Here is a 21999-nt window from a genome sequence, read left to right as displayed (position 1 = left end):
TTCTTAGTCCTCCTTATGTGAGCGCAAAAAAAATTTGCATTACTTTATCGATTACACTTATAATAATGCAAAATAATATTGCGTTTTTCAAGTAAAAATTTAAAAAAATCTAAAAAAATTTTTTAAGGTGATAAAAATGGAGAATCCAACACAGAATCTTTTGCCGTTTTATCAATTTGCGACAGAGCATGCATCAGTAGGCATTCACGCAGTCGATGCACATGGCAAAACGCTGATTTACAATGAAAAAATGATGGAAATTGAAGGTCTTCACTTAGAAGACGTTCACGATCGATCAATATTAGAGTTGTTTCATTTTGATAAAGAAGATAGTACCCTGCTCAAAGTTTTGCAAAATAAAGAACCTATCCAAAATGTGAAGCAAACTTATTGGAATCAAAATGGACAAGAGATCACAACAATCAATGACACATTTCCCATTATCCAAGATGGAGAATTCATTGGAGCAATTGAGTTTGCACGAGATATTACCACACTAGAAAAACTAGTGTATCAACCCATGAGACGCTACGGTGAATCAATTACTTTTTCACAAATAACTGCGGTTTCAGAACCGATGCAGGAAGTGATTAAAACAGCTAAAAAAGCTGTCGCCGCTCGCCTTCCTGTATTGCTTGTAGGCGAATCTGGCACAGGAAAAGATTTAATTGCTGAAGCCATCCATCATGCCTCAACACGAGCAGCGGGAAATTTCACGACTCTCTTTTGCCAGCGTGCAGATAGAGCAATGATTGAACGCTTGAAGAAACAACTGCAAAAGGCTGAGCCTAGCACTATTTTTTGTGAAAGGATTGAATACTTGCCACTTGATTTGCAGCAAGAGTATTTAACATTAGCAGAAGAATATAAGCAATCATCACACCAATTTATTGCAAGCATTGGAAGTGATCCAATTGATCTTATTGCAACAGGCAAACTGCACAAAGAGCTCTATTACTTTTTTGCCTTAACGATAATAGTTCCGCCATTAAACACACGAAGAGAAGATATAAAGCCATTCGTAAATGACTATTTACGAAGGTATAGCAATCGCTTTAGAAGAACGGTGAGTGGCTTGAGTACAGAAGTAGAGCAACTATTCATGGAATATGATTGGCCAGGAAATCTGAAGGAATTAGAAATACTGCTCGACGATATTATGTCTATGGTTACGAACGAAGATGAAATCACCTATGAATTGCTACCACTCCATTTCAAATGGAAAACACAAACATACAGTTCTTCTTCAAAAAGTGCAGACTATTTTGTCGTACAGCAAGAAAAAGAACTACTTCCACTTGATGACTACTTGAGAGAAGCAGAAGAATATTATTTAAATAAAGTAATGGAAAAATATAATCACAATATTACCCAAGCTTCAGCCGCTCTCGGCATGAGCAGGCAGAATCTGCAATACCGTCTTCGCAAAATAAGAAAATAATCTTCTTCGGTGGTTTGTAGCCTACAACTTCCTAGTAAGGCTTGAGAAGAAGTTTCCCCAATTTGCAATCCGAAAAAAAAAGCTAATTCGCAAAATAATATGCGAATTAGCTTTTTTACTTAATACCTGATTCTTCAATCCAATCACGAAGCTTAACCTTTAACGAGTTAAATCCAACTGAATCACTTTCATCTACACGGTCTTGAAGCGATTTGCGTGGGACTGCTTCTTTTTTTCTCATAGGTGGACGCTCTTTTAATGCACGAATAGATAGGCTGATTTTTTTTGCGTCATCATCTACTTCTAAAACTTTTACTTCTACTGTTTGTCCAATTGTCAGAAAATCAGAAATTTCTTTCACAAAACCATACGTGATCTCTGAAATATGCACAAGCCCTTGGGTCGTCTCGTCTAATGCAACAAATGCGCCATATGGCTGAATACCAGTTACTTTTCCTGTAAGCACATCTCCTACTTTATATTTTTTCGCCATAATCCTTCCTACTTTCCGTGACTTCTATATACATTTTTTCAACAAAATTATAGCATAGACCGTTATGTCGAGCAAAAATTCCTCATTTTTGAAAAGAATCCTAAGAAGTATATAATCACTTATTTTTTGGATGGCTACAGCCAGTTTGTAATTGTTTGGCTCAACAACAATGAATATTCAGCTTTGTTATTTTTTTATAAACTTCAGTACTTTCTAATAAATTATTGTTGTAAAATAAAACAATCCTTACTTGAAAGGAGGACACAAAACGTGTCCAATAGGGATCAATTCGCATCAAAATCAGTTTTATACTGGTCGCTACGGGAAGTGCGATAGGCTTAGGCGCTATTTTGAAATTCCCCTACATGACTGGCAATAATGGCGGCTGGATATTGAGTATCTTATGCGGACGATATTATTCAAGCTTACCAGCACAAGCCAAACCTTTTATAGCCATCTTTTCACTACTCTTACCCAAAATCTGTGAGAAGTAGTCATTATTTATGATCTTGACAATTTGGATTGTGCTAGGAGGGATGAAAAACGGTATTGAAAAAGCAAGTAAATGGATGATACCGATATTATTCATGTTTTTCATTGTCCTTGCTGTCCGTTCAATCACACTAGACGGTGCATTTGAAAGGAATTAAATTCATGTTTGTCCCAGATTGGTCATATCATACTGGGAAAACATTTTTGTTGGCGATGGGACAAGCCTTCTTTAAGTGTCCTTTATTGTCTTGCAAGCTGTTTTTCAACAAATTCCTTTTGATTCTGTATTTTTTATTGGATTCTTGGTTCTTTTGCTATTCCAATTGCTTCATCGTGTTTATACAAGAAATCTACGAAAACTTCTTTAAAGTAGCTTTTAGTAGATTATCAGTGTGTTTGAATTACGCTAGAATTATGTATAAATTGTGAATAGTGAGAGTTGCCATGAAACATATTTTTGATTAAAGGAATTACATGTTATACTATTATTAGGTAATAAATGAGAAGTTTCCCTATTATTTTGATGATAGGACTGCATTATGATTCATCAGATATTGGTAAGACTTCACATGAAGCTCCAATGAGTGGGTGTTTTACTCCCCCACAAAGTAGAGAAAAATTTCCGACAAGGGGTGCTGTTTTATGCAAGATCATCTTTCAACACAATTAGCAAAGTTGAGACAAGAACGTAATCTGACGCTTGATCAATTATCTTTAAAAACTCGAGTAGGCGTTGAAAAATTAGCGCGCTTTGAATCAGGTGAAGAAGTACCTTCAACTCAGACGTTATTAATATTATCAAATGCGCTTGAAGTCCCAGTATCTAATTTAGTAGATGGCCTTACACAGGATGCAGAATAAAAACTTCGCTTAGCAGGTTATTTCCTATAAGTGTATGAAATTAATCGCGAATTAAGGGCACTTACCCCCACTATTTGAATTGTGGGGTCAAAAGCTCGTTCATTCGCCAATAATAAAAAACCAATGAAAACAATTCACTTGTTTTCATTGGTTTTTTTCTTTAGATATAAAGCAGATTCACTTATACTATGCATTTCGCTTCAAATTTAATAGCCAATAGCTTGTACGAAATCTCAACACACTTCTCGATCGGAATCCATTGCTCAAATGACTGTTCATATATATGCTGAATTTTTTTGCCCAATTCAGAAGGATCATCAATATATTGCAGGGCCGCTACTACATCCGCTGCCTCTGTATCATAGCGAAAATCTTTCATATTAAATGGATTCCAAGCCTCTAATGTAAGAATGGCTTTTCTATTCATTTCGATATTTTCCATCGTTTTTCACCTTATTTGCTTTCTTATTCTATTGGATATGATAACATAATTGTAAAAAAAGAAAAGGGGAATTGTTTTGAGCATATTAGATCAGATAGAAAATAGATCTCTTACAAACTCAGTAAAATGGGATCGAATGGCTGAAATTTATCAATTAGAAGACCCTAATGATATACTGCCGATGTGGATTGCAGATATGGACTTTGCTGCGCCTACCGTTTTAATTGATGCGTTTAAAAAACGCCTTGAGCACCCTGTTTTTGGCTATACATTTGAAGATGCAGAAGGTACTCAGGCTTTTGTTGACTGGGCCAAAAAACGTCATGGTTTTACAATTGATCCATCGTGGATTTTATATCAGCAAGGGGTAGTACCGGCAATTGCAGCAGTTGTAGAAACATTTACAAAGGAAAATGAAGCGGTCATCATCACGCCACCCATCTATCCCCCATTCTTCAATGTACCAAAGAATTTAAATCGTACGGTAAAAGAATGCCCATTGAATGAGGTAGACGGCGTATACAGCTTTGATTTTGAAAAGTTTGACAATATGACGCAAGAGGAAGACGTAAAACTGTTTATCCTATGCCACCCTCATAATCCTGGCGGCTTTGAGTGGTCTATCGAAACTCTTCAAGAAATCATTAGCATTTGCGAGAAAAACAATGTGCTAATTCTCTCAGATGAAATCCATGCAGACCTTATATTGGATGGTCGAAAACATACCCCTCTGGCTCAAGTTGCAGGCGATGCTAAAAATAGAATCATCACATGTATGGCACCGACTAAAACCTTCAATATTGCAGGTATCCAAGTAGCCATGATGATTGTCTCAGATGAAGAGTTGCGAGCGCGTTTGCGAGAACATATGGTGAAGCATGCTCAAATGAGCTTAAATATTTTTGCAGGTGTGGCACTAAAAGCTTTGTATTCAAAAGAAGGAGAAGAATGGCTAGAACAATTGCTACCCTATATTTCTGAAAATATGGACCTTGCCATTAGCCGTTTAACTGAAATCGAAGGCATTCATATTTATAAACCGAATGCTACATACTTGCTGTGGATTGATTACCGAAAGACAGGCAAAACAGAGGAGGAAATCATGGATTTGCTACTCACAAAAGGGCGATTGGCTCTTGAGCCTGGTTCTAAATACGGCGAACAAGGCAAAGGTTTTTTGCGCATGAATGTCAGCTGCCCTCGTTCACTAGTAGAAGAGGGAATAAAACGGTTCACCCATGCCTTAACATAACAAAAACTCCTGTATTAGTTTTTTACGACTAATACAGGAGTTCTTTTAATGCTGTTTTGAGGAGTTTTTGTCTCTTGCAATTTTTTCTTCCAGTTCTTTTGTCTTCTCGGCATCTCTTCTTGCTTTTCTTCTAAAAAAGTTAAAAACAAGAACACATAACACTAGAATAATAGCTAGCTCAATAACGGCTGGTATATATTCTGACTTATCTTCTGGAAAATAAAGGAATTCGTTTAATATCCATGCATTCATTTAGTGAACGCCCCTTGTTATTTTTCGACTACTTTAATTGATTGGATGACAATATCTTCTACTGGCTTGTCTTGGAAGCCTACTTTTGCATCTGCAATTTTATCGACGATATCCATGCCTTCTACAACTTGTCCAAACACAGTGTGCTTGCCGTCTAACCATGGAGTGCCTCCGCGCTCTTTATAAGCTTGGATTACTTCTTCTGGGAATCCAGCATCTTGCATTTGGCCAATCATATTTGCTGGCACTTCAGACATGTGCACGATAAAGAATTGGCTGCCGTTTGTATTTGGACCAGCATTTGCCATAGAAAGCGCACCGCGAATATTCATTAATTCAGGGTTAAATTCATCTTCAAATGAGCTACCATAAATACTTTCTCCACCCATACCTGTACCAGTTGGGTCTCCACCTTGAATCATGAAATCTTTAATGACACGGTGGAAAATGATTCCTTCATAGTAACCATTTTTAGCATGTGTTAAGAAGTTTTCAACTGTTTTAGGCGCCAACTCAGGGAATAATTTGATTTTAACGCTGCCTTGGTTCGTGTTCATTTCAACTAATACTTCATTGTCAGCTACTTCATTTGACAATTGTGGGTACAAATTTGACATATTCGCATCTCCTTAAGATTAAATGTTTGTTAATTAAGTTGTGGGGAAAGATACATATATCGTTCCAGTAAATAAACAACTATCATATAGCAATCCTAGTCTATCATAACTAACTTTTTTTTTCATTAGCATTGCTGATGGAAGGATTTAATTTGTATTAATATTACAGAAAGTAGTGAGTATATGAATCCAAAACAAAAACACAATTTTATCATCATGTGGATTTCCAATATGCTTGTTTCCGGAACAACAACGATGATCATGCCTTTTCTTTCGTTGTATATCAACACATTAGGCAACTTTACAGAAGCATACGTTCAAAAATGGTCTGGCTTGATTTTTGGCGCTACCTTTATTACGGCTTTTTTAATGTCTCCCATATGGGGGCGCATTGCTGACCGCTTTGGCTATAAGCCGATTTTGATTATTAACGGTATAGGTCTGTCTGTCAGTATATTCTTTATGGGACATGTTCAAAATGTAGAACAGTTCTTTTTCCTTCGATTGGCCATGGGGGTAGTAACTGGATTTATCCCAACATCACTAGCCTTTATTAGCTCACAAACACCCAAGGAATCAGCTGGGAAGATTTTAGGGACATTACAAATGGGAAGTGTCACTGGTTCTTTGTTTGGACCTATTGTCGGCGGTTTGCTAGCCGATTCATTTGGCTTTAAATACACCTTCTATATCACTTCTGCTTCTATTGCTACTGCAACCTTACTTGTCATCACGCTTGTCCATGAAATCCGCAAGAAAAGAAAGGTTAATGCTGTCCATTATACACAATTGGAAGTATTACGTGGTATCACTAAACATCGTCTATTATTTAATGTTATGTTAATTACAGCTCTTATTCAGATCGGGAACTTTAGTATTCAGCCGCTATTGTCACTTTATGTATCAGAACTAACTACCACAACTGCCCAATTGACATTCCTTTCAGGGCTGACGTTCAGTGCAACAGGTCTAGGAAACCTGCTGTTTGCTCGTATTTGGGGGCGGCTCGGAGATCATATTGGATATGAAAAAGTTATGCTTATGCTTCTATTAATAGCCGTAGTCTTTATGGTACCGCAAGCCATGGTAACCGCTTTATGGCAACTCGTTATACTTCGATTCTTATACGGAATTGCAATGGGTGGATTGATACCTGCCACAACTGCCTTAATCCGTAGAGAAGCGCCAGTAGTGGTACAAGGCGAAGTGATGGGCTATAACACCAGCTTCCGCTTTTTAGGAAATATCATTGGTCCTGTGTTTGGTGGAATAGTCAGTGGTATTTTTGGCATCTCTTCTGTCTTTTATGTAACAGGTGCCTTATTTGTTATCGCTTGGTTTACCCTTCATTTTGCTCGAAAAAAGGCTGTTCAGCATTTGGAAGATATACTGGAACAAAAATAATTAGAATCTACTGCTACTCGCGAAGGAAATATGCTATTCTTTTAAATGGCTTAATACCCATATTTAAAGAATAAAGGAGAAAATTTCGTGCGAAGAGCAGTAGGTTTTTTTATTGTTTTATGCAGTCTGCCTTTGCTATTTATTCTTATCGGAAAGATTTCAGAAGAAATGCAGACAGCCGAAGCTTTTGAAAAAGAATTCACCTCTACTATAAAATTGGAGGCACCCAATATATTGAATCCTACTGTTTTAAAGGATCGGGACAACAAAACTTTTTCAGAGGAATATACAGAATGGAGAAAGCCGCTCTTATTATCGGATATACCTACATTTATGCAACAGCTGTTCATAAATAGCGAGGATGCGGATTTCTATGAACATATTGGCTTTGACCTATCAGGCATTGCCAGAGCATTTGTCCAAAATAATGAAAACGGCAGTGCTTCTCAAGGCGGCAGCACAATTACGCAACAGTTAGTCCGCATGCGTTACTTGTCTCAGGAAAAAACATATGAGCGAAAATTACTTGAAATTTTTTACGCCTACGAGCTTGAACGTAAAACATCAAAAGATGAAATACTTAATATGTACTTAAATGAAATGTATTTTGCGAATGGCGCATATGGTGTAAATGGTGCTGCTACCTATTACTTTAATAAGCCCGTTACGCATTTATCCAAAGCTCAGATGGCCTTTATAGCAGCCATACCGAATAATCCTACAATATATGATCCGCTTCGCCATTTTGAAAACACGAAAAAAAGGCAAGAGCGCTTACTAGATAAAATGGCTGAAAAAGGGATTATGAGCCAACAAGAAGCCCAAAAAGTGAAACGAGAAAAAATTACTTTCGCCTTAAAAAGAAAAATGCAGCTCTACCCTGCCTATAGCACCTATGTGATCAACGAATTTCGTTCACTCGTTGCCTCTAAGGAAGACTATACGAAAGAACGGCAGTTGGCCAAAACACCGCTCGAGCGCAAAAAAGTAGAAGCAAAACTATCAAAGCGCGTCAACCATTTGCTCAATAAAGGGCTTGTTATTGAGACAGCTTTATCTCCTACTAAACAAGCAATGGATACAACAGCAATTGATGACCTTTTAACTCACTATGGCACCCTTCAATCATCTGCAGTGGTTATCGATAATGATACCCGTGAGATTGTGAGTATTTATGGCGGAAAGCATTATAGAAAGTATGACTTTAACCGCAGTTACCAAGCGGCCCGGCAACCAGGATCAGCATTCAAACCGCTTATAGATTATGCACCGTATTTTGAAAAGACGAAAGCAACACCTAATACAATTGTGAGCGGGGCTCCTTATTGTATTGGCAATTACTGTCCCAAAAACTATGGTGGTCAAGTACTTGGCAATGTGACCATCCAACAAGCCTTTAGATATAGCTACAATACAGTAGCTATCCGATTATTAGCACAAGTAGGGATAGCCCCAGCTTTCCAATACTTAAAGCCACTCCATTTACCAATCGGTAAAGAGGATTATGAATATCCATCTGCTCTTGGAGGCTTGACACACGGCCTTACCACTGCAGATCTAGCAAGTGCCTATACGAGCTTTATAGATGGAGATTACCGGACACCACACACAATTCGGAGTGTGAAAGACCAAAACGGCCACCTCTTATATAAATGGAAAAGTCCTACGAGGACTGTCTGGTCTCCAAGCACTGTTGAACATATCCGCTTTTTAATGGCTGATGTTGTCAAGAACGGGACAGGTGTTGGTATTCATGTAGACGCTCCTTATGTAGGTGCGAAAACAGGTACTACAAACGATTATCGTGATTATTGGCTCGCTGGTTTGACCGACCGTTATACCGCTGCTGTATGGATTGGCTATGACCAACCGCAAAACATGCAAGCATTAGAATCTGCTAAAGTCCATCACCGCATTTTCTCAAAAATCATGCAACCATAAAAAGAGCACGTTGAATGGTCAAACATCATTCAATGTGCTCTTTCCTTACCTTATGAAAATGGCAAACTCGAAACAATGCCGTTGTATAGTTTAAATACGACATAGACAATCAATGCTAAAAAGATAAGCCAAATAGTTAATTCAAAAAGCATTACACCGACTGTCGCGCCAAGAGTCATATGGTTGCTCAGTTTGTAGATGACATAAACAAAATAAATAAACACGGTCAAGATAAAAATAAGTGCCAATAGCCAAAAAGACGAAATTCCTACCGCAGAAGCAATGCCACCAAAGAAAAAAATAACATACCCCCCACGTGCTTCATGCACCGTCTTGCCTTCCGCATCCTTTGAGAAAAATAGCATGGCTAATTCATGAATTGTCTCACCTATTAATTTAAATGCAGCTAGCACCATAAAATAAACTAAAGCAAAGACAATCAATAGAAAAATACGCAGTTGGATTTCTGATAAAAACTCTCGCATTCCTGAATAAATCCCTACTGATTTAAATAAAGTTAGAGATTCAGTCACTGTAAAAAGCCCGAAGGTCAAACTAAATAATATAATGGTTATGAACGGCAAATATCCGTATACATATGGGTTTCTCATTTCAATAAATTCCTTTAATCAATCGATTTTTCACACTATACCATAATAGCTAATTTTACCCGTTGCTTTCAACCCATCTATATGTAAAGTTTGGTAAACTAAAAAGCTTCCATCCTATCAAACAATGATAGAATAGAAACTTTTTATTTTTACCACCAGTAAGGTCTTCTATAAATAGGATAGTATGGTCTACGATATACTGGATACGGACGGAAAGCCGAGCCCACAAAACTACCTAAAAAACCACCTAAGAACGGCCCGCCGAAACCTCCATAACCAAACCCGAATGGATACATCATGCTCCCTCCTCTCTGTATTATCTTATGAGAAGAGATAGTGCTTGATTAGGATTTGGCCTATTTATTCCTTTGTACTATTAGCGAGTTGATCAATAAATGTTGCGAGGGTTCTTACCATAACGCCTGTGCCGCCTTTAGGACCGAAATCATATGCACTCATCGCATCTGAAGTCCCTGCGATATCTAAGTGAATCCACGGTGTGTCGCCAACGAATTCACCGATAAATCCGCCACCAAAAATCATGTGGCCATCACCGCCAGGAGAATTATTCAAATCTGCCACATCACTTTTCCGAATACGCTTTTTATCATTTTCTGTTAAAGGAAGCTGCCATACAAATTCGTCTGTTTTGTTAGCCGCTTCTACAAAAGAACGATAGAAGGCTTCATCATTAGTAAGAGCACCCGTTTTATCATAACCAAGTGCAGTGATTACGCCACCAGTAAGAGTCGCTAAATCTATGAGCGTATTAGCACCTTGTTGTTTCGCATAAGCTACTGCATCTGCAAGTACAAGACGGCCTTCTGCATCTGTATTTAAAATTTCTACTGTTTTGCCGCTGAAAGTAGTAATGACATCATCCGGCTTAAACGCCTCGCCAGAAATCATGTTATCGGTAGATCCAATGACGCCAATAACATTCTTGTTTGGACGCATTTCACCGACAATACGCATAGCACCAAGAACGGCAGCTGCTCCGCCCATATCACCTTTCATGCCAACAATGCCTGTTTTTGTTTTAAGAGAGTAACCGCCAGTATCAAATGTTACACCTTTACCGACCAGTCCAATGACATCTTCCCATTGTTCTGTTGCTTGGTATTTCAATGTAATCATGCGCGGCTCTTCTTTTGATCCTTTGTTGACAGCAAGAATTGCCCCCATGCCCAATTCTTCTAGCTGGGCTTTATCTAAAATTTCTACTTCCAAATTATATTCTTTTGCCAATTCAACTGCATAGTCTGCTAATTTTGTAGATGTCAGTAAATTCCCTGGCCTATTGATCAGTGTACGCGCCTCATTTACAGCAACCGCATATACCTCTCCTTTATGAAACCCAGTGAATACTTTTTCAGGTTCTTCATCTGTAATAAAGCTGATTTGTTCAATTGTGATATCCTGCTCATTGCTTGTGGTTTTATAATTTTCAACAGTATAACTCCCCATCACAATGCCTTCAGCAGCTAAATTAGAAACTTCTTCAGGAAGAATTTCATCTGTTGTAAAGGAGTCTACCCATAGGGAAATATTACTTGCTTTCATCTTATGTAGAGCTTTTCCTGCTAAACCAAATCCAGCGCGTAATGTTTCCTTTGAAAGGGATTTACGATTGCCAAGTCCGATAAACAAAAGGCGTTTTACCTTTGCTTCTTTTGTAAATACAGGAATCTTTGTAATTGATTTTGTATCTGTTTGTATATCGCCGCTTTTTACCCATTCTTCCATGGGTTCACCGAAGAATTGTACAAATTCAGCCCATTTCTCTACATTTTCTTGATTTTTTGACACACCAACAATCAGAACGTCCGAATCTACAGTCGCAAAGCTTTTGATTTCTTGTGTAATCTGCATATTTTTCACTCTTTTCTATTATTATTTTCTCAATTCATTATAGCAAAGTATTTCAATTTACGAAATGTTCGCAATAGGGTTGCTTAGAAATGAAGTAGAAAAAGCCTTATGGTATAGTAAAGATATAACTGCTAAAAGGTGATGATATATTTGGAATTTTTACAAAGCACACCATTAATATCCGCTTTACTGGCCATTTTTATCGCACAGTTTGTGAAAATCCCTATTCACTTTATAGCAACAAGGGAAGTAGACTTTGGCCTATTCACATCTACAGGAGGCATGCCGAGCTCGCATTCCGCGGCTGTATCATCTCTTACAACCGCTATTGCATTTGAACACGGTATTACATCCTCAATCTTTGCTGTTTCAGCTGTCTTTTCCATTATTGTCATGTTTGATGCTACAGGCATTCGTTATCAGGCAGGACAGCAAGCTATTGTCATTAATCAAATGCGTAAGGATTTGCAAACCTTTGTCGAAAAGGCAAAGACGTTACCAGAAAAAAATGGACAGGAAAAGATGGAAGATTTGAAAACACTGCTTGGCCACCGTCCGATTGAAGTCTTTTTCGGCTGCTTATTGGGCATACTCTTATCTTGTATCATTTATTACTTTTAATTGCCCATATAAAAAGAGATGTCAAACGCCATTCCTCTGGCGTTTGACATCTCTTTTCGATTTTAACGATATAGATTACATAATTAAAACATTTGATAGCCCATTTTACGCAGAATCTTCATGACAATTCCTGCAATAATAGCCCCAACTAACCCGCTAGCAAGAATTAAAATATCAGCGAGTTGCAAAGATGCCAAGCGGTGGCCCAATGCTGGAAATGCTGTGCCCGCTTTGAAGAAATAATCTAAAAAGCTTACATTATCTACAATAAAGATCACGACAATGGGATATAAGAATGCCATAAACCATGTAGCACGCAGCAACATATTTAGCAAGAAGCCGATGCCAAAAAACATTACTATAAAAATGAGCATCGATAGTATTAATTGGATAATTGAAAATCCACCAGTCATCTGTTTATTCCTCCATATTCTCTCACATTAGTGTAACTGATAGAGAGAACTGTTTCAATGACTTGGTGGTTTTTTCTTACTAGATGCGATTTTACTAGAAGTACAATTTGTAGTCGGTATAGCCAAAAATATTATCGCTTTCTAGCTTTTCAAGCGTTGCCGGTTTAGCTTCTAATGCAGAGTCCACTAATTCTAAAATCATCAGAGATGTACGCGTATCATTTTTCAATGCTTCCGGTGACATCCACTTTACATCATATAATTCATCCAACTGTACTTTGATTGATTGCTCCAGAGTATTTGCTGTTAAATAAAAAACTACCATATTATCACTAATATCATTCCTAAGAACGCCTGTCCGCAGACCCAGCAATCCCTGTAGTGAAGCTTCGATTCCTGTTTCTTCTTTTAATTCACGATGGCATGCTTGGTCAAGTGTCTCGCCTGGTTGGACAAACCCGGCTGGCAATGACCACATGCCATCAAGCCCACCGTACCGTTTCATTACAACGAGCCATTCACCGTTTTCATTCTCAACTAACCCGGCAACACCAAGCCAAACCTTCCCCCGATCTTTGTTACTCATTTAATCCCCCCATGTTTAAAGAAGGCCTATCGCTGTGCGAACACAACCAATAGGCCTTTTGTTATATTAGACATTAACAATTTTCAGGAGTTCCTGTAACTTTTGCTGTTCGGAACGATGAGCCGCAGCCACATGATGCAATGGCATTTGGATTGTCGATGGTAAATCCGCCACCCATAAGCGATTGTTTAAAATCAATGGTTGTTCCTTGAATAATTGGTGCATCTTCACTTGAAACAATAACTTGTAGTCCTTGTATTTCAAGAAGCTGGTCTCCCTCTTGACAGTCGCGTTCAAAGCCCATTGCATAGGAAAGGCCGCTACAACCGCCGCCTTTTACGGCTACACGTAAGAAAGATCCCTCTTCCTTATTGTTTCGCATCATTTCTTTAATATGAAATGCTGCTGCTTCTGTAATATTCACAACTTGTGTCATCCGTATCCACCTCTTTCTTATATATTCATCATATCAATTTTTGCCGTATCAGTAAAACGCTAACGCTCACAAAAAAATCAAATTTTCTTTTACACGTTTATGATATAATTCTACTATATTCACTATTAGAAATGGGGCTATTGCTATGGAGCTTTCTCCTTATTACGAAAAGCAAATAGAGTGTTTGCACTGCAAGCAACAATTTAAGACGATGAAAGTTCGTTCTAATTTCATAAAAGTAAAAGAAAATGAAAGTGATTTTCGCCCCATTTATGAAAATGACGTTAATCCATTATTTTATAATGTATTTGTATGTGAACATTGCGGTTTTTCTTTCACGGAAGATTTTTCAAAATATTTTGCACCTGGCGTCAAAGAAACTCTTGACCAGCATATTTCTGCACATTGGAAAAAGCACAGCTTTGCGGGCGAACGTTCGATTGCCGATGCACTTCAAGCCTATCAGCTTGGTCTAGTTTGCGGTAATTATAAAAAAGAAAAACATATTACATTAGCAGGGTTAGCTTTACGAATAGCCTGGCTATATAGAATGAGCAACCAAACAGAAATGGAGATCAGATTTATGAAAATTGCTAGAGAGCAATATATCGAATCTTATTCTGTAGAGGATTATAAGGGAACATCTATGAACGAGCTCCGGGTACTCTATCTTATTGCAGAGATATCAAGGCGTATGAGAGATAAAGAGCAGGCAATACGCTACTTCTCCAAAGTTATTGAGAAACAACGTCTATTTAATGAGCCTAAGATTTTGGAAATGGCCAAAGACCAGTGGCAGCGTATGCGTGAGGAAAAAGAAAGTTCATAAATAAAATAACAGGCTATCCATAACCAGTATTGACCGGTTCATGGATAGCCTTATACATTCATTAGAATACTTGTTCTACTTCTACAACTCCAGGTACTTCCTCTAAAAGTGCGCGTTCAATGCCTGCTTTTAGTGTGATGGTAGAACTTGGGCAGCTACCGCACGCTCCAAGCAGACGCAATTTTACAATACCGTCTTCTACATCAACAAGTTGGCAGTCCCCGCCGTCACGAAGAAGGAATGGGCGCAATTTATCTAAAACCTCTTGAACTGAGTTAAACATTTCTGATTCTTGCACATGTTCTGTCATTTACTATCGACTCCTTTCCCTAAAATTATTATAATGTTTATAAGGTAAAAAATCCAATAAAGAAATGCGAGGCTTAATGGTAATGGAAAATCATTCTATTGCAATAGAAGTGTATGGTGCAAGCACCCAATGTGCCAGCTGTGTTAATGCACCATCTTCCAAGGATACGTATGAATGGCTTCAAGCGGCAATTGATCGCAAGTACGAACAACCGCTATACACCATCTCCTATATTGATATCGAAAAACCAATTGAGAATGCACGCCACAAAGAATGGGCTGAGCGCATTTTAAATGATGAGTTCTTTTACCCACTTGTGCTAATTAATAATGAAGTAATCGGCGAGGGTTATATTCAATTAAAACCAATCTATAAAGAGCTTGAACGATTAGGATTCCAGCAAGCCTAGGCTGTTGGGGTTCTTTTTTTATACCTAAATCTTAACAGCGATACTTAGCACATAGTTATCGCTAAGTGCTTGTGGTGTGTCTGTAGAAAATAAAAAAGAAACTACAATAGACGCAAAAGATAATAAACTTCTTTCTAAGTACGGCGATGTAAAGGAATTTTATAATAAACAGGATTTAAGTTATAATATTGCAACTGGCCCAATGAAATTAGAAAACAGAGGCATCATACGCGTTAATTACTATCGTGTATAACGGTAAATTAGTTGCACCACACCAGAAGAGAATGTTCTGGTGTCAACCAGGTTTAAATTCAATCTCTGTTTTATTTCAATGAACATGGGTTTTCCTTCACCTAAGATAACTGGATGAATAGATAATCTAAACTCATCAACAAGCCCTAAATTTATAAAAGTTGTAATAAGACTTGCTCCCCCATATAGCCAGATGTCTTTTCCAGGCTCATTCTTCAGTTTATTCACTTCTTCAGCGATATTTTCATTTATAAACATTACTTCATTATTAGCTTCTCTTTTTGTTCTAGAAAACACATATTTCTCTTTGCTATGGATCATTTCCCAAATTTCTTTTTCGGAATCTGAGTCATTGTCTTTAGGCATATATTGTCCCCATAAATCGTAGCTTTTTCTACCATATAAAATAGTATCAATTTGATTCAAGAAACTAGTAAACTCCATATCAGGATCCATAATGCACCAGTCAACTTCTCCATTTTTCCCTTCAATAAAACCATCTAATGTAACTGCTAAATCTAAAATAATTCTTCTTTGCTTCGCGTTAATCACCATAACTCTTCCACCTATTCCATTCATATATTTTTTCTGTACTGCATCTAATTTTAAAGAATAAAATCAATCATTCCTTTATCGCATGAATTCAAAAATCTCTTTCTCCATCTTCAATTCTCTCAGAGTCCCTAAAATCATACGCCGAATAATACATGTCTGTTTCGTTTTGTTCTAAATAAACAGCAATGAGATTATACAAAACCAACCCGTCCTTTCGAATTTTAAATCCTCTCCGAGATGACGATACACTATTTTATCAAAAATAAAAAATGTAAAAAAACAGGTAACAATTAAGTTACCTGCTACAAAAAGCTACTCATCTTCATGCAATTTTATTTAGACATTCTGCCGAATTAATTAAAATTAAAGTTTAACAATATTTGTAGCTTGTGGTCCGCGTTGGCCTTCTTCAACTTCAAATTCAACTTTTTGACCTTCGTCTAAAGATTTGAAACCTTCACCTTGGATTGCTGAGAAGTGAGCGAATACGTCTGCTCCGCCTTCAACTTCGATGAATCCGAAACCTTTTTCTGCGTTAAACCATTTTACTGTACCTTGTGTCATTTAAATGACCTCCATTAAAAAATTATTAATATATAAGCTTTTTAAAGAAAAAAATTCACATATTACAAAAAGTACCGAACAAACACGATTACTCTTTGTAATATGTAAATTCAAGTTATTTCTATAAAGTACTTTTATTACCTTAATAATATACCATGAATACACGTTTGTCTAATATTTAGATTCAAGTAAATAAAAAAAGCCCTATCCTCCACAAGAAGACAGGCTTTGAGCGTATCAATGAATTCTCACAGGTTGATTATACCATATATTTATCTATAGAGTATGCTTTAACATACCGCATATTTTACGCCACACACATATTACTTTACTCGTTGAAGCTCGCGTTGATTTAAAAACCATTATGGATCGTGTTCGCACGAAAATTCAAAAACCGCTTATAACATTTATACTCACGTTTCAGAAAAAATGAAAAAAGATGCTCAGGAGAAAATGGTAAATAAGTTTGGTGATTTGATGGAATTGTCCATTTCTAAAAGTGGAATGTGATAAATATGTGATATTAACTCAGCCAATATAAAAAAGCTAGGAACGCTGATATAGCAACGTTTCTAGCTAATTATTAACCGTTGTGACGCTTATACATCCACAGCAATCCAGATTTCATTAAACGAGCGATACGGCCTGTGACAGTCGTATCGGCCATATAAACAAAGCCTTGTTTCTTTCCTAGAGCTCCCATAAATCCTTTTAATTTAATTTCAGGCATTTTTTCTGGAAGAGACTGATTGCTCCAGCGTAGTTTAAGGACTTTGACGATATGCTCCGCTTGTTCTTCTGCAAGCTGAGCACTAGGACCAAATTGTGATGCCGCGCAATCCCCTACAATATAGACATGTTCATCATTTGGTACATTCATATATTGAGTAACTGCGATTCTTCCTTTGTCTAATTCTAACCCTGTATCGCGGACAACTTTTACTGGCTGGATACCTGCCGTCCATACAATGGCGTCTGCTACAATTTTCTCTTCGTGATTATAAAGTATCTTATCTTCTACTTTTGTAATATTTGATTGCGCTATGACCTCTACATTATGACGGTCAAACCATTTTTTTACGTAGTTGCTTAATCGCTCTGGGAAGTCCTTTAAAATACGCGGTCCACGGTCGAATAATTTGATTGTCAAATCCTCTCGACTTTCACGCAGCTCACTCGCAAGCTCAATGCCGCTTAGGCCGGCGCCGACAATAGCTACAGTAGAACCTGACGGAAGGCCGCCAAGCGCATTGTAAGTCAGACGAGAATTCGCCATTGTCTGGATGCTGTATGTTAGTTCGTCTGCTCCAGGTACATGGTGGTAATTATCTTCGCATCCAAGCCCAATGATTAAGTCATCATATGCAATTTCACGATTTTCATCTAGCACAACCACTTTGTTTTCAATATCGATTTTCACGATTTCACCATACTCTTTTGACAGGCGTTCGTGTTGGGGGAAATTTACGCGAATTTCCTTTTCAGGTGTTGTACCTGCGGCTAATGCGTAAAATTCCGTTTTTAGACTATGAAACGGGGTGCGGTCTACTAAAATAATTTCAATATCTTCAGGTAAGTTGTTGGGTAATAAGCGGCTTAGTACGCGCATGTTGCCGTATCCTCCGCCCAATAATACTAAACGTCTCATCGAAATCTCCCTTTTAACAATTTCGTCACATTTTCATCCCCATTATAACTGATTGTGATGTTTTTCACAATACACTTGTGAGAAGTTTCACAAATATAAATTGAAACATTAATCCGAGGGTTTTTCTTTAAATATTAAACAAGTATGTGGCGTTGAGGTTAAATTGATTAGGCAGAGAAATGTCGAATAAATAAAGATTAACGCATGCTCAACATTGACGAATATACAAAATAATAGTAGCATTCGAAATGAGGTGAGGTAGAATGAATCCCCTTGTTGAATTTTGCGTGAGCAATTTAGCAAACGGCTCTCAAGATACATTTGAAGCGTTAGAAAAAGATCCAAACATAGATGTGTTGGAATATGGCTGTTTAAGCTATTGTACAAGATGTTCAGAATCGCTTTATGCGCTTGTTAATGGCGAAATGGTAGAAGGCGAAACGCCGGAAGAACTGACAAAGAACATTTATCAATTCATAGAAGAAAATCCTTTATTCTAAGGAATGTTCTAGTGAGTCGGAGATAGATAGGTACTAGGAAACGAAGTGGAAATAGCTGCGCTTTCCTGGGGACGAGCGGTGAGCCTCCTCGTTCGCTTCGCTTTCTGCGGGGTCTCACCTGGCTCGTTAATCCCCAAGGAGTCTCCGCCATTTCCACTTCTACGTAGTTTCTATTAATGAATCTTACTGCCATTAATTATTTCAATACGAAGAAGGGACTTTCTGATATTATCTACAGAAAGTCCCTTCTTTTTTAATTTAGTTAATTCCCGACCCATTCAATCAATGTGTCTACTGTGAATGTAGGACGCAATTCTTTTTTCTTTACGTCGTCTGTTCGGGAAACGCCGGTATTGACATGTAATGTATCGATTCCATACTGGATGCCACACATCATGTCTGTATCATAATTGTCGCCAATCATAATCATATCTTCTTTTTGTAGGTCAAAACTAGTACGTATGAGCTCAAGCATATTGCTTGCTGGTTTACCTATATAGAGGGGTTCGACGCCAGTTACTGTATGCACCATTTCGGCAAGTGCACCGTTTCCTGGTGCAAATCCTCTTTCAGTTGGATATTTTACATCAGGGTTAGTCACGACAAAGGATGCGCCATTTTGTATATCAAAACAGATATCTGCCAGCATATGATAGGTTAGTTCTGTATTCATACCTTGTGCAACTACATCCGGTTGTTCAGTGACTACTTCAACCCCCTCATCAAGTAAGGCTTGTTTTAAGCCATCTCCACCTAAAACTTTTGCTGTTTTTTGGGGATAAGCTGTTGCAATGTATTTTGCTGTCGCAATTGCTGAGGTCATAATCCGGTCAATGCTTGTTTCGATACCCATTTTTTTAAGTTTCTCTTGTACTTGGGCAGCAGTCATATTTGCATTATTTGTGGCATAAAAAGGCTCGATGCCTTTTTCCTTTAAATACGAAATAAAGGTCTTCGAATCCTCAATTACCTCTTTTCCTCTGTACACCGTTCCATCAAGGTCAAATATATACGCTAAATAGGATTTCATTTTACTCTTCACCTTCCGGGATAAAAGCAGTCACAGGGCCTAACTCATTTGTTAAGTAATCTTTCACCTTTGGAGAAAATTCTTTAATAGCAGCCAAGTTCTTTGTCAATACATTGACTACTTCTTCGTCGATTACATCTAAAATATCGCGTACAAGTCCGCGACGCAAGCCAATCAGTTCTTTCAACGGCTCGTCCATCTCAGAGGTAATAACAGATTCGTCCACTAAAATATCTATAATATCCTCATAACTGCCTGGATCTCGCATAATAAATCCATCAATCATGCTATTACCCACATCGATAATCGCCTCAATCAATATATTGGCAATGCGTTCAACTGCTAAACGGTGTACGCGGTCCTCTAGCCAATCATTACTTTGTTCGTACGTAGTGATTAGCTCTTCCATATATTCTAGGTTTTTCACAATTTTTTTACGGTCAACAAAATACACTGTAAAGCCTCCAGTCACATGTTTAAGGTTGATAGTTTGTCCTCTTCTATAGTACCATAATTTTTAGGATTGGAAGGGGCTGCGTTCACATGGAAAGATTTTTCTTATACGATGATTTGGAAGAAACCCAAACAAGATTCGTCAGCTTTATGGGTGAAAATCAACGTTACGACTTAGCAATTATGCAAAGCGGACGTTTTTACGGTAAATTGCTCGTTCTTGATATGCAATATAGCCGCTTTGCTATTTTGGGTAGTGATGATTTGGATGAACCCGGCTATATAGAAGCTGTTTATAACCGTCCGCCTGAAGAGGCTCAAGAACTACGCGAATATTTATATGAATTAATCGGCTAAAAAAACAACGCTGGGGCAATTTACTGCTCCTGCGTTGTTTTTGTTTGCTCTTCTTCTATAGTTACCTCTTCTTGATTCGTCTCTGCATTTACTATTTCTTCCGTTTTCTTAGCTTTGCCCATTTTCTTTAAGACAAAGTAAGCACAGCCAAAGTTGCAGTACTCATATAAATAATCCTGCAATGTGCTAATGCGTGTATCAAAATTAGCTTTTTGATTTTTATCTTCGTAAAAACCCTTTAAGCGAAGCTGTCCATAGCCCCAATCACCAACAATATAATCATATTTGGTTAGAATCTCGCTATAGCGGCTATCAAAATCTTCTTGTTTAAATCCTTCTTTATGGTTTTCAATTAAATCATACATCCATTGGTCCGCTAAAATCATGTAAGCTCACCCTCCATTCTTATAAGGTGATTACGCTTGCTCGCCAAGTGCTTGTTTTTCCTTTGTCGCTGCATTTACTTGCTCATCTGCATGGTAGCTACTGCGTACAAGCGGGCCAGCCTCACAATGTTTGAATCCTTTAGACATTGCAATTTTGCGTAGTTTGCCGAATTCTATTGGTGAATAGTACTTCTTCACAGGCAAATGTTTTTTTGTCGGCTGCAAATATTGGCCAATTGTCATGATATCCACATCATTGGCACGTAAATCATCCATTACTTCAATTATTTCTTCTTCTGTTTCACCAAGTCCGATCATAAGTGAGGATTTTGTCGGAATTTCTGGTTGCATTTCTTTTGCACGACGCAAAAATTCTAAAGAACGTTCATATGTAGCACGGGCACGAACTCTTGGAGATAATCGACGCACTGTTTCGATATTGTGATTTAAAATATCTGGCTTTGCATCCATTAAAATTTGCAAGTTCTCCTTCACACCGCCCATATCAGATGGCAATACTTCAATAGAGGTGAATGGGTTTTTACGACGAATTGCTCTTACCGTCTCCGCTAATACACCTGCTCCTCCATCTTTCAAATCATCACGTGCTACCACTGTAATAACAGCATGTTTTAGGTTCATCAGCTGTACAGAGTCTGCTACGCGCTCTGGCTCTGCTAAGTCCAATTCATTCGGAAGACCTGTTTTAACAGCGCAAAAACGGCATGCTCTCGTACAAACATCTCCTAGGATCATGAATGTAGCTGTACGGCGTTCTCCCCAGCATTCGTGAATGTTCGGGCATCTCGCTTCTTCACAAACTGTGTGAAGATTCTTCTCGCGCATTAATTTTTTAAGACCTTTATATTCATCATTGGTATTTAACTTGATTTTTAGCCAATCCGGTTTTCGAATGTGCTCTTCCTTTGTCGGTTTACATGTGGTCATGATGTAATCCCATCCCTTCATAAA

30 protein-coding genes are annotated in these 21999 nt (G+C 37.9%); 12 read left to right on the top strand and 18 right to left on the bottom strand.

Translation table 11 applies throughout. The features are described 5' to 3' along the window. Window positions 1-136 precede the first annotated feature (136 nt). Window positions 137-1441: an AAA-type ATPase lid domain-containing protein gene (locus AC6CHJ_RS12325; protein WP_147196452.1), complete on the top strand. Its 1305-nt coding sequence runs from the start codon at window positions 137-139 to the stop codon at window positions 1439-1441. Between the two features lie 115 nt (window positions 1442-1556). Here AC6CHJ_RS12325 and yugI read toward each other — a convergent pair whose 3' ends face one another. Continuing rightward, a complete protein-coding gene (gene yugI, locus AC6CHJ_RS12320) occupies window positions 1557-1934 on the bottom strand; it encodes a S1 domain-containing post-transcriptional regulator GSP13 (protein ID WP_066789162.1) in 378 nt (125 codons plus the stop codon). A 503-nt stretch (window positions 1935-2437) separates the two neighbouring features. On the opposite strand from yugI, the gene AC6CHJ_RS12315 reads away from it, so the two are divergent. Beyond that, window positions 2438-2584, top strand: coding sequence for a hypothetical protein (locus AC6CHJ_RS12315; RefSeq protein WP_498288764.1), 147 nt, complete (start codon window positions 2438-2440; stop codon window positions 2582-2584). 484 nt (window positions 2585-3068) lie between these two features. After that, window positions 3069-3287 (top strand): helix-turn-helix domain-containing protein, encoded by a 219-nt coding sequence (locus AC6CHJ_RS12310; RefSeq protein ID WP_066789168.1) that lies wholly within the window; start codon window positions 3069-3071, stop codon window positions 3285-3287. Window positions 3288-3468: 181 nt separating this feature from the next. On the opposite strand, the gene AC6CHJ_RS12305 is transcribed toward AC6CHJ_RS12310, so the two are convergent. Continuing rightward, complete coding sequence (locus AC6CHJ_RS12305) at window positions 3469-3729, bottom strand: DUF1871 family protein (RefSeq protein ID WP_147196450.1); 261 nt, start codon at window positions 3727-3729, stop codon at window positions 3469-3471. Window positions 3730-3805: 76 nt separating this feature from the next. Here AC6CHJ_RS12305 and AC6CHJ_RS12300 point away from each other — a divergent pair, with 76 nt between their 5' ends. Further along, window positions 3806-4981, top strand: a complete 1176-nt coding sequence (locus tag AC6CHJ_RS12300) for a MalY/PatB family protein (protein WP_498288762.1) — start codon at window positions 3806-3808, stop codon at window positions 4979-4981. A gap of 45 nt (window positions 4982-5026) precedes the next feature. On the opposite strand, the gene AC6CHJ_RS12295 is transcribed toward AC6CHJ_RS12300, so the two are convergent. Next, window positions 5027-5233, bottom strand: a complete 207-nt coding sequence (locus AC6CHJ_RS12295; protein WP_066789177.1) for a hypothetical protein — start codon at window positions 5231-5233, stop codon at window positions 5027-5029. A 17-nt stretch (window positions 5234-5250) separates the two neighbouring features. After that, window positions 5251-5841 (bottom strand): peptidylprolyl isomerase, encoded by a 591-nt coding sequence (locus AC6CHJ_RS12290; protein WP_066791907.1) that lies wholly within the window; start codon window positions 5839-5841, stop codon window positions 5251-5253. A 192-nt stretch (window positions 5842-6033) separates the two neighbouring features. Here AC6CHJ_RS12290 and AC6CHJ_RS12285 point away from each other — a divergent pair, with 192 nt between their 5' ends. Both AC6CHJ_RS12285 and AC6CHJ_RS12280 read left to right on the top strand, forming a co-directional pair. Beyond that, a complete protein-coding gene (locus AC6CHJ_RS12285) occupies window positions 6034-7254 on the top strand; it encodes an MFS transporter (protein ID WP_066789180.1) in 1221 nt (406 codons plus the stop codon). 87 nt (window positions 7255-7341) lie between these two features. After that, on the top strand, window positions 7342-9195 hold the full coding sequence (locus AC6CHJ_RS12280; protein WP_498288760.1) for a transglycosylase domain-containing protein: 1854 nt from the start codon (window positions 7342-7344) through the stop codon (window positions 9193-9195). 50 nt (window positions 9196-9245) lie between these two features. On the opposite strand, the gene AC6CHJ_RS12275 is transcribed toward AC6CHJ_RS12280, so the two are convergent. The 3 genes from AC6CHJ_RS12275 to AC6CHJ_RS12265 form a co-directional block, all read right to left on the bottom strand. Continuing rightward, on the bottom strand, window positions 9246-9806 hold the full coding sequence (locus tag AC6CHJ_RS12275; RefSeq protein ID WP_498288758.1) for a DUF5366 family protein: 561 nt from the start codon (window positions 9804-9806) through the stop codon (window positions 9246-9248). A gap of 149 nt (window positions 9807-9955) precedes the next feature. Beyond that, window positions 9956-10102, bottom strand: a complete 147-nt coding sequence (locus AC6CHJ_RS12270; RefSeq protein ID WP_184117587.1) for a hypothetical protein — start codon at window positions 10100-10102, stop codon at window positions 9956-9958. A 64-nt stretch (window positions 10103-10166) separates the two neighbouring features. Beyond that, window positions 10167-11678: a leucyl aminopeptidase gene (locus AC6CHJ_RS12265; protein WP_498288756.1), complete on the bottom strand. Its 1512-nt coding sequence runs from the start codon at window positions 11676-11678 to the stop codon at window positions 10167-10169. A 150-nt stretch (window positions 11679-11828) separates the two neighbouring features. Between AC6CHJ_RS12265 and AC6CHJ_RS12260 the strand changes: the two genes are divergently transcribed. After that, window positions 11829-12299, top strand: coding sequence for a divergent PAP2 family protein (locus tag AC6CHJ_RS12260; RefSeq protein WP_498288755.1), 471 nt, complete (start codon window positions 11829-11831; stop codon window positions 12297-12299). A gap of 83 nt (window positions 12300-12382) precedes the next feature. Here AC6CHJ_RS12260 and AC6CHJ_RS12255 read toward each other — a convergent pair whose 3' ends face one another. The 3 genes from AC6CHJ_RS12255 to AC6CHJ_RS12245 form a co-directional block, all read right to left on the bottom strand. Continuing rightward, on the bottom strand, window positions 12383-12712 hold the full coding sequence (locus tag AC6CHJ_RS12255; protein WP_066789191.1) for a YuiB family protein: 330 nt from the start codon (window positions 12710-12712) through the stop codon (window positions 12383-12385). Between the two features lie 94 nt (window positions 12713-12806). After that, on the bottom strand, window positions 12807-13298 hold the full coding sequence (locus tag AC6CHJ_RS12250) for an NUDIX domain-containing protein (RefSeq protein ID WP_066789197.1): 492 nt from the start codon (window positions 13296-13298) through the stop codon (window positions 12807-12809). Between the two features lie 73 nt (window positions 13299-13371). Next, window positions 13372-13734, bottom strand: coding sequence for a HesB/IscA family protein (locus tag AC6CHJ_RS12245; RefSeq protein ID WP_498288753.1), 363 nt, complete (start codon window positions 13732-13734; stop codon window positions 13372-13374). Window positions 13735-13879: 145 nt separating this feature from the next. Here AC6CHJ_RS12245 and AC6CHJ_RS12240 point away from each other — a divergent pair, with 145 nt between their 5' ends. Then, a complete protein-coding gene (locus AC6CHJ_RS12240) occupies window positions 13880-14563 on the top strand; it encodes a DUF2225 domain-containing protein (protein ID WP_147196431.1) in 684 nt (227 codons plus the stop codon). Window positions 14564-14624: 61 nt separating this feature from the next. Here the strand turns inward: AC6CHJ_RS12240 and AC6CHJ_RS12235 are convergent, their stop codons facing one another. Beyond that, window positions 14625-14873: a NifU family protein gene (locus AC6CHJ_RS12235; protein ID WP_223823599.1), complete on the bottom strand. Its 249-nt coding sequence runs from the start codon at window positions 14871-14873 to the stop codon at window positions 14625-14627. Window positions 14874-14955: 82 nt separating this feature from the next. Here AC6CHJ_RS12235 and AC6CHJ_RS12230 point away from each other — a divergent pair, with 82 nt between their 5' ends. Then, window positions 14956-15282: a YuzD family protein gene (locus AC6CHJ_RS12230; protein WP_249774635.1), complete on the top strand. Its 327-nt coding sequence runs from the start codon at window positions 14956-14958 to the stop codon at window positions 15280-15282. 76 nt (window positions 15283-15358) lie between these two features. Then, window positions 15359-15535 carry a hypothetical protein gene (locus AC6CHJ_RS12225; RefSeq protein ID WP_498288751.1) on the top strand — a complete coding sequence of 59 codons (177 nt, stop codon included), beginning with the start codon at window positions 15359-15361 and terminating at the stop codon, window positions 15533-15535. Here AC6CHJ_RS12225 and AC6CHJ_RS12220 read toward each other — a convergent pair. The 3 genes from AC6CHJ_RS12220 to AC6CHJ_RS12210 all read right to left on the bottom strand — a co-directional run bounded on the left by AC6CHJ_RS12220 (window position 15523) and on the right by AC6CHJ_RS12210 (window position 18301). After that, the gene (locus AC6CHJ_RS12220) at window positions 15523-16089 is read right to left on the bottom strand and encodes a dihydrofolate reductase family protein (RefSeq protein ID WP_498288750.1); all 567 of its coding nucleotides are present in this window, start codon (window positions 16087-16089) and stop codon (window positions 15523-15525) included. The genes AC6CHJ_RS12225 and AC6CHJ_RS12220 overlap by 13 nt on opposite strands. 363 nt (window positions 16090-16452) lie before the next feature. After that, window positions 16453-16653, bottom strand: coding sequence for a cold-shock protein (locus tag AC6CHJ_RS12215; protein WP_147196424.1), 201 nt, complete (start codon window positions 16651-16653; stop codon window positions 16453-16455). A gap of 583 nt (window positions 16654-17236) precedes the next feature. Beyond that, window positions 17237-18301 carry an NAD(P)/FAD-dependent oxidoreductase gene (locus tag AC6CHJ_RS12210; RefSeq protein ID WP_066789215.1) on the bottom strand — a complete coding sequence of 355 codons (1065 nt, stop codon included), beginning with the start codon at window positions 18299-18301 and terminating at the stop codon, window positions 17237-17239. Between the two features lie 263 nt (window positions 18302-18564). Here AC6CHJ_RS12210 and AC6CHJ_RS12205 point away from each other — a divergent pair, with 263 nt between their 5' ends. Beyond that, on the top strand, window positions 18565-18801 hold the full coding sequence (locus AC6CHJ_RS12205) for a YuzB family protein (RefSeq protein ID WP_066789217.1): 237 nt from the start codon (window positions 18565-18567) through the stop codon (window positions 18799-18801). A gap of 262 nt (window positions 18802-19063) precedes the next feature. Here AC6CHJ_RS12205 and AC6CHJ_RS12200 read toward each other — a convergent pair whose 3' ends face one another. Together AC6CHJ_RS12200 and hepT are read right to left on the bottom strand one after the other, a co-directional pair. Next, the gene (locus tag AC6CHJ_RS12200) at window positions 19064-19831 is read right to left on the bottom strand and encodes a TIGR01457 family HAD-type hydrolase (RefSeq protein ID WP_066789219.1); all 768 of its coding nucleotides are present in this window, start codon (window positions 19829-19831) and stop codon (window positions 19064-19066) included. Window position 19832: 1 nt separating this feature from the next. Then, window positions 19833-20285: a type VII toxin-antitoxin system HepT family RNase toxin gene (hepT, locus tag AC6CHJ_RS12195; RefSeq protein WP_147196420.1), complete on the bottom strand. Its 453-nt coding sequence runs from the start codon at window positions 20283-20285 to the stop codon at window positions 19833-19835. An 89-nt stretch (window positions 20286-20374) separates the two neighbouring features. Here hepT and AC6CHJ_RS12190 point away from each other — a divergent pair, with 89 nt between their 5' ends. After that, a complete protein-coding gene (locus AC6CHJ_RS12190; protein ID WP_066789222.1) occupies window positions 20375-20641 on the top strand; it encodes a DUF3055 domain-containing protein in 267 nt (88 codons plus the stop codon). A 20-nt stretch (window positions 20642-20661) separates the two neighbouring features. Here AC6CHJ_RS12190 and AC6CHJ_RS12185 read toward each other — a convergent pair whose 3' ends face one another. Together AC6CHJ_RS12185 and lipA are read right to left on the bottom strand one after the other, a co-directional pair. Further along, window positions 20662-21027 carry a YutD family protein gene (locus AC6CHJ_RS12185; RefSeq protein ID WP_147196418.1) on the bottom strand — a complete coding sequence of 122 codons (366 nt, stop codon included), beginning with the start codon at window positions 21025-21027 and terminating at the stop codon, window positions 20662-20664. A 30-nt stretch (window positions 21028-21057) separates the two neighbouring features. Beyond that, window positions 21058-21975, bottom strand: coding sequence for a lipoyl synthase (lipA, locus tag AC6CHJ_RS12180; RefSeq protein ID WP_066789228.1), 918 nt, complete (start codon window positions 21973-21975; stop codon window positions 21058-21060). Between the last annotated feature and the right edge of the window lie 24 nt (window positions 21976-21999).

This window comes from Rummeliibacillus sp. GQ308 (assembly GCF_059759115.1).
Note: the sequence above shows the minus strand (reverse complement) of the source record. Positions and strands in the feature narration are given on the sequence as shown.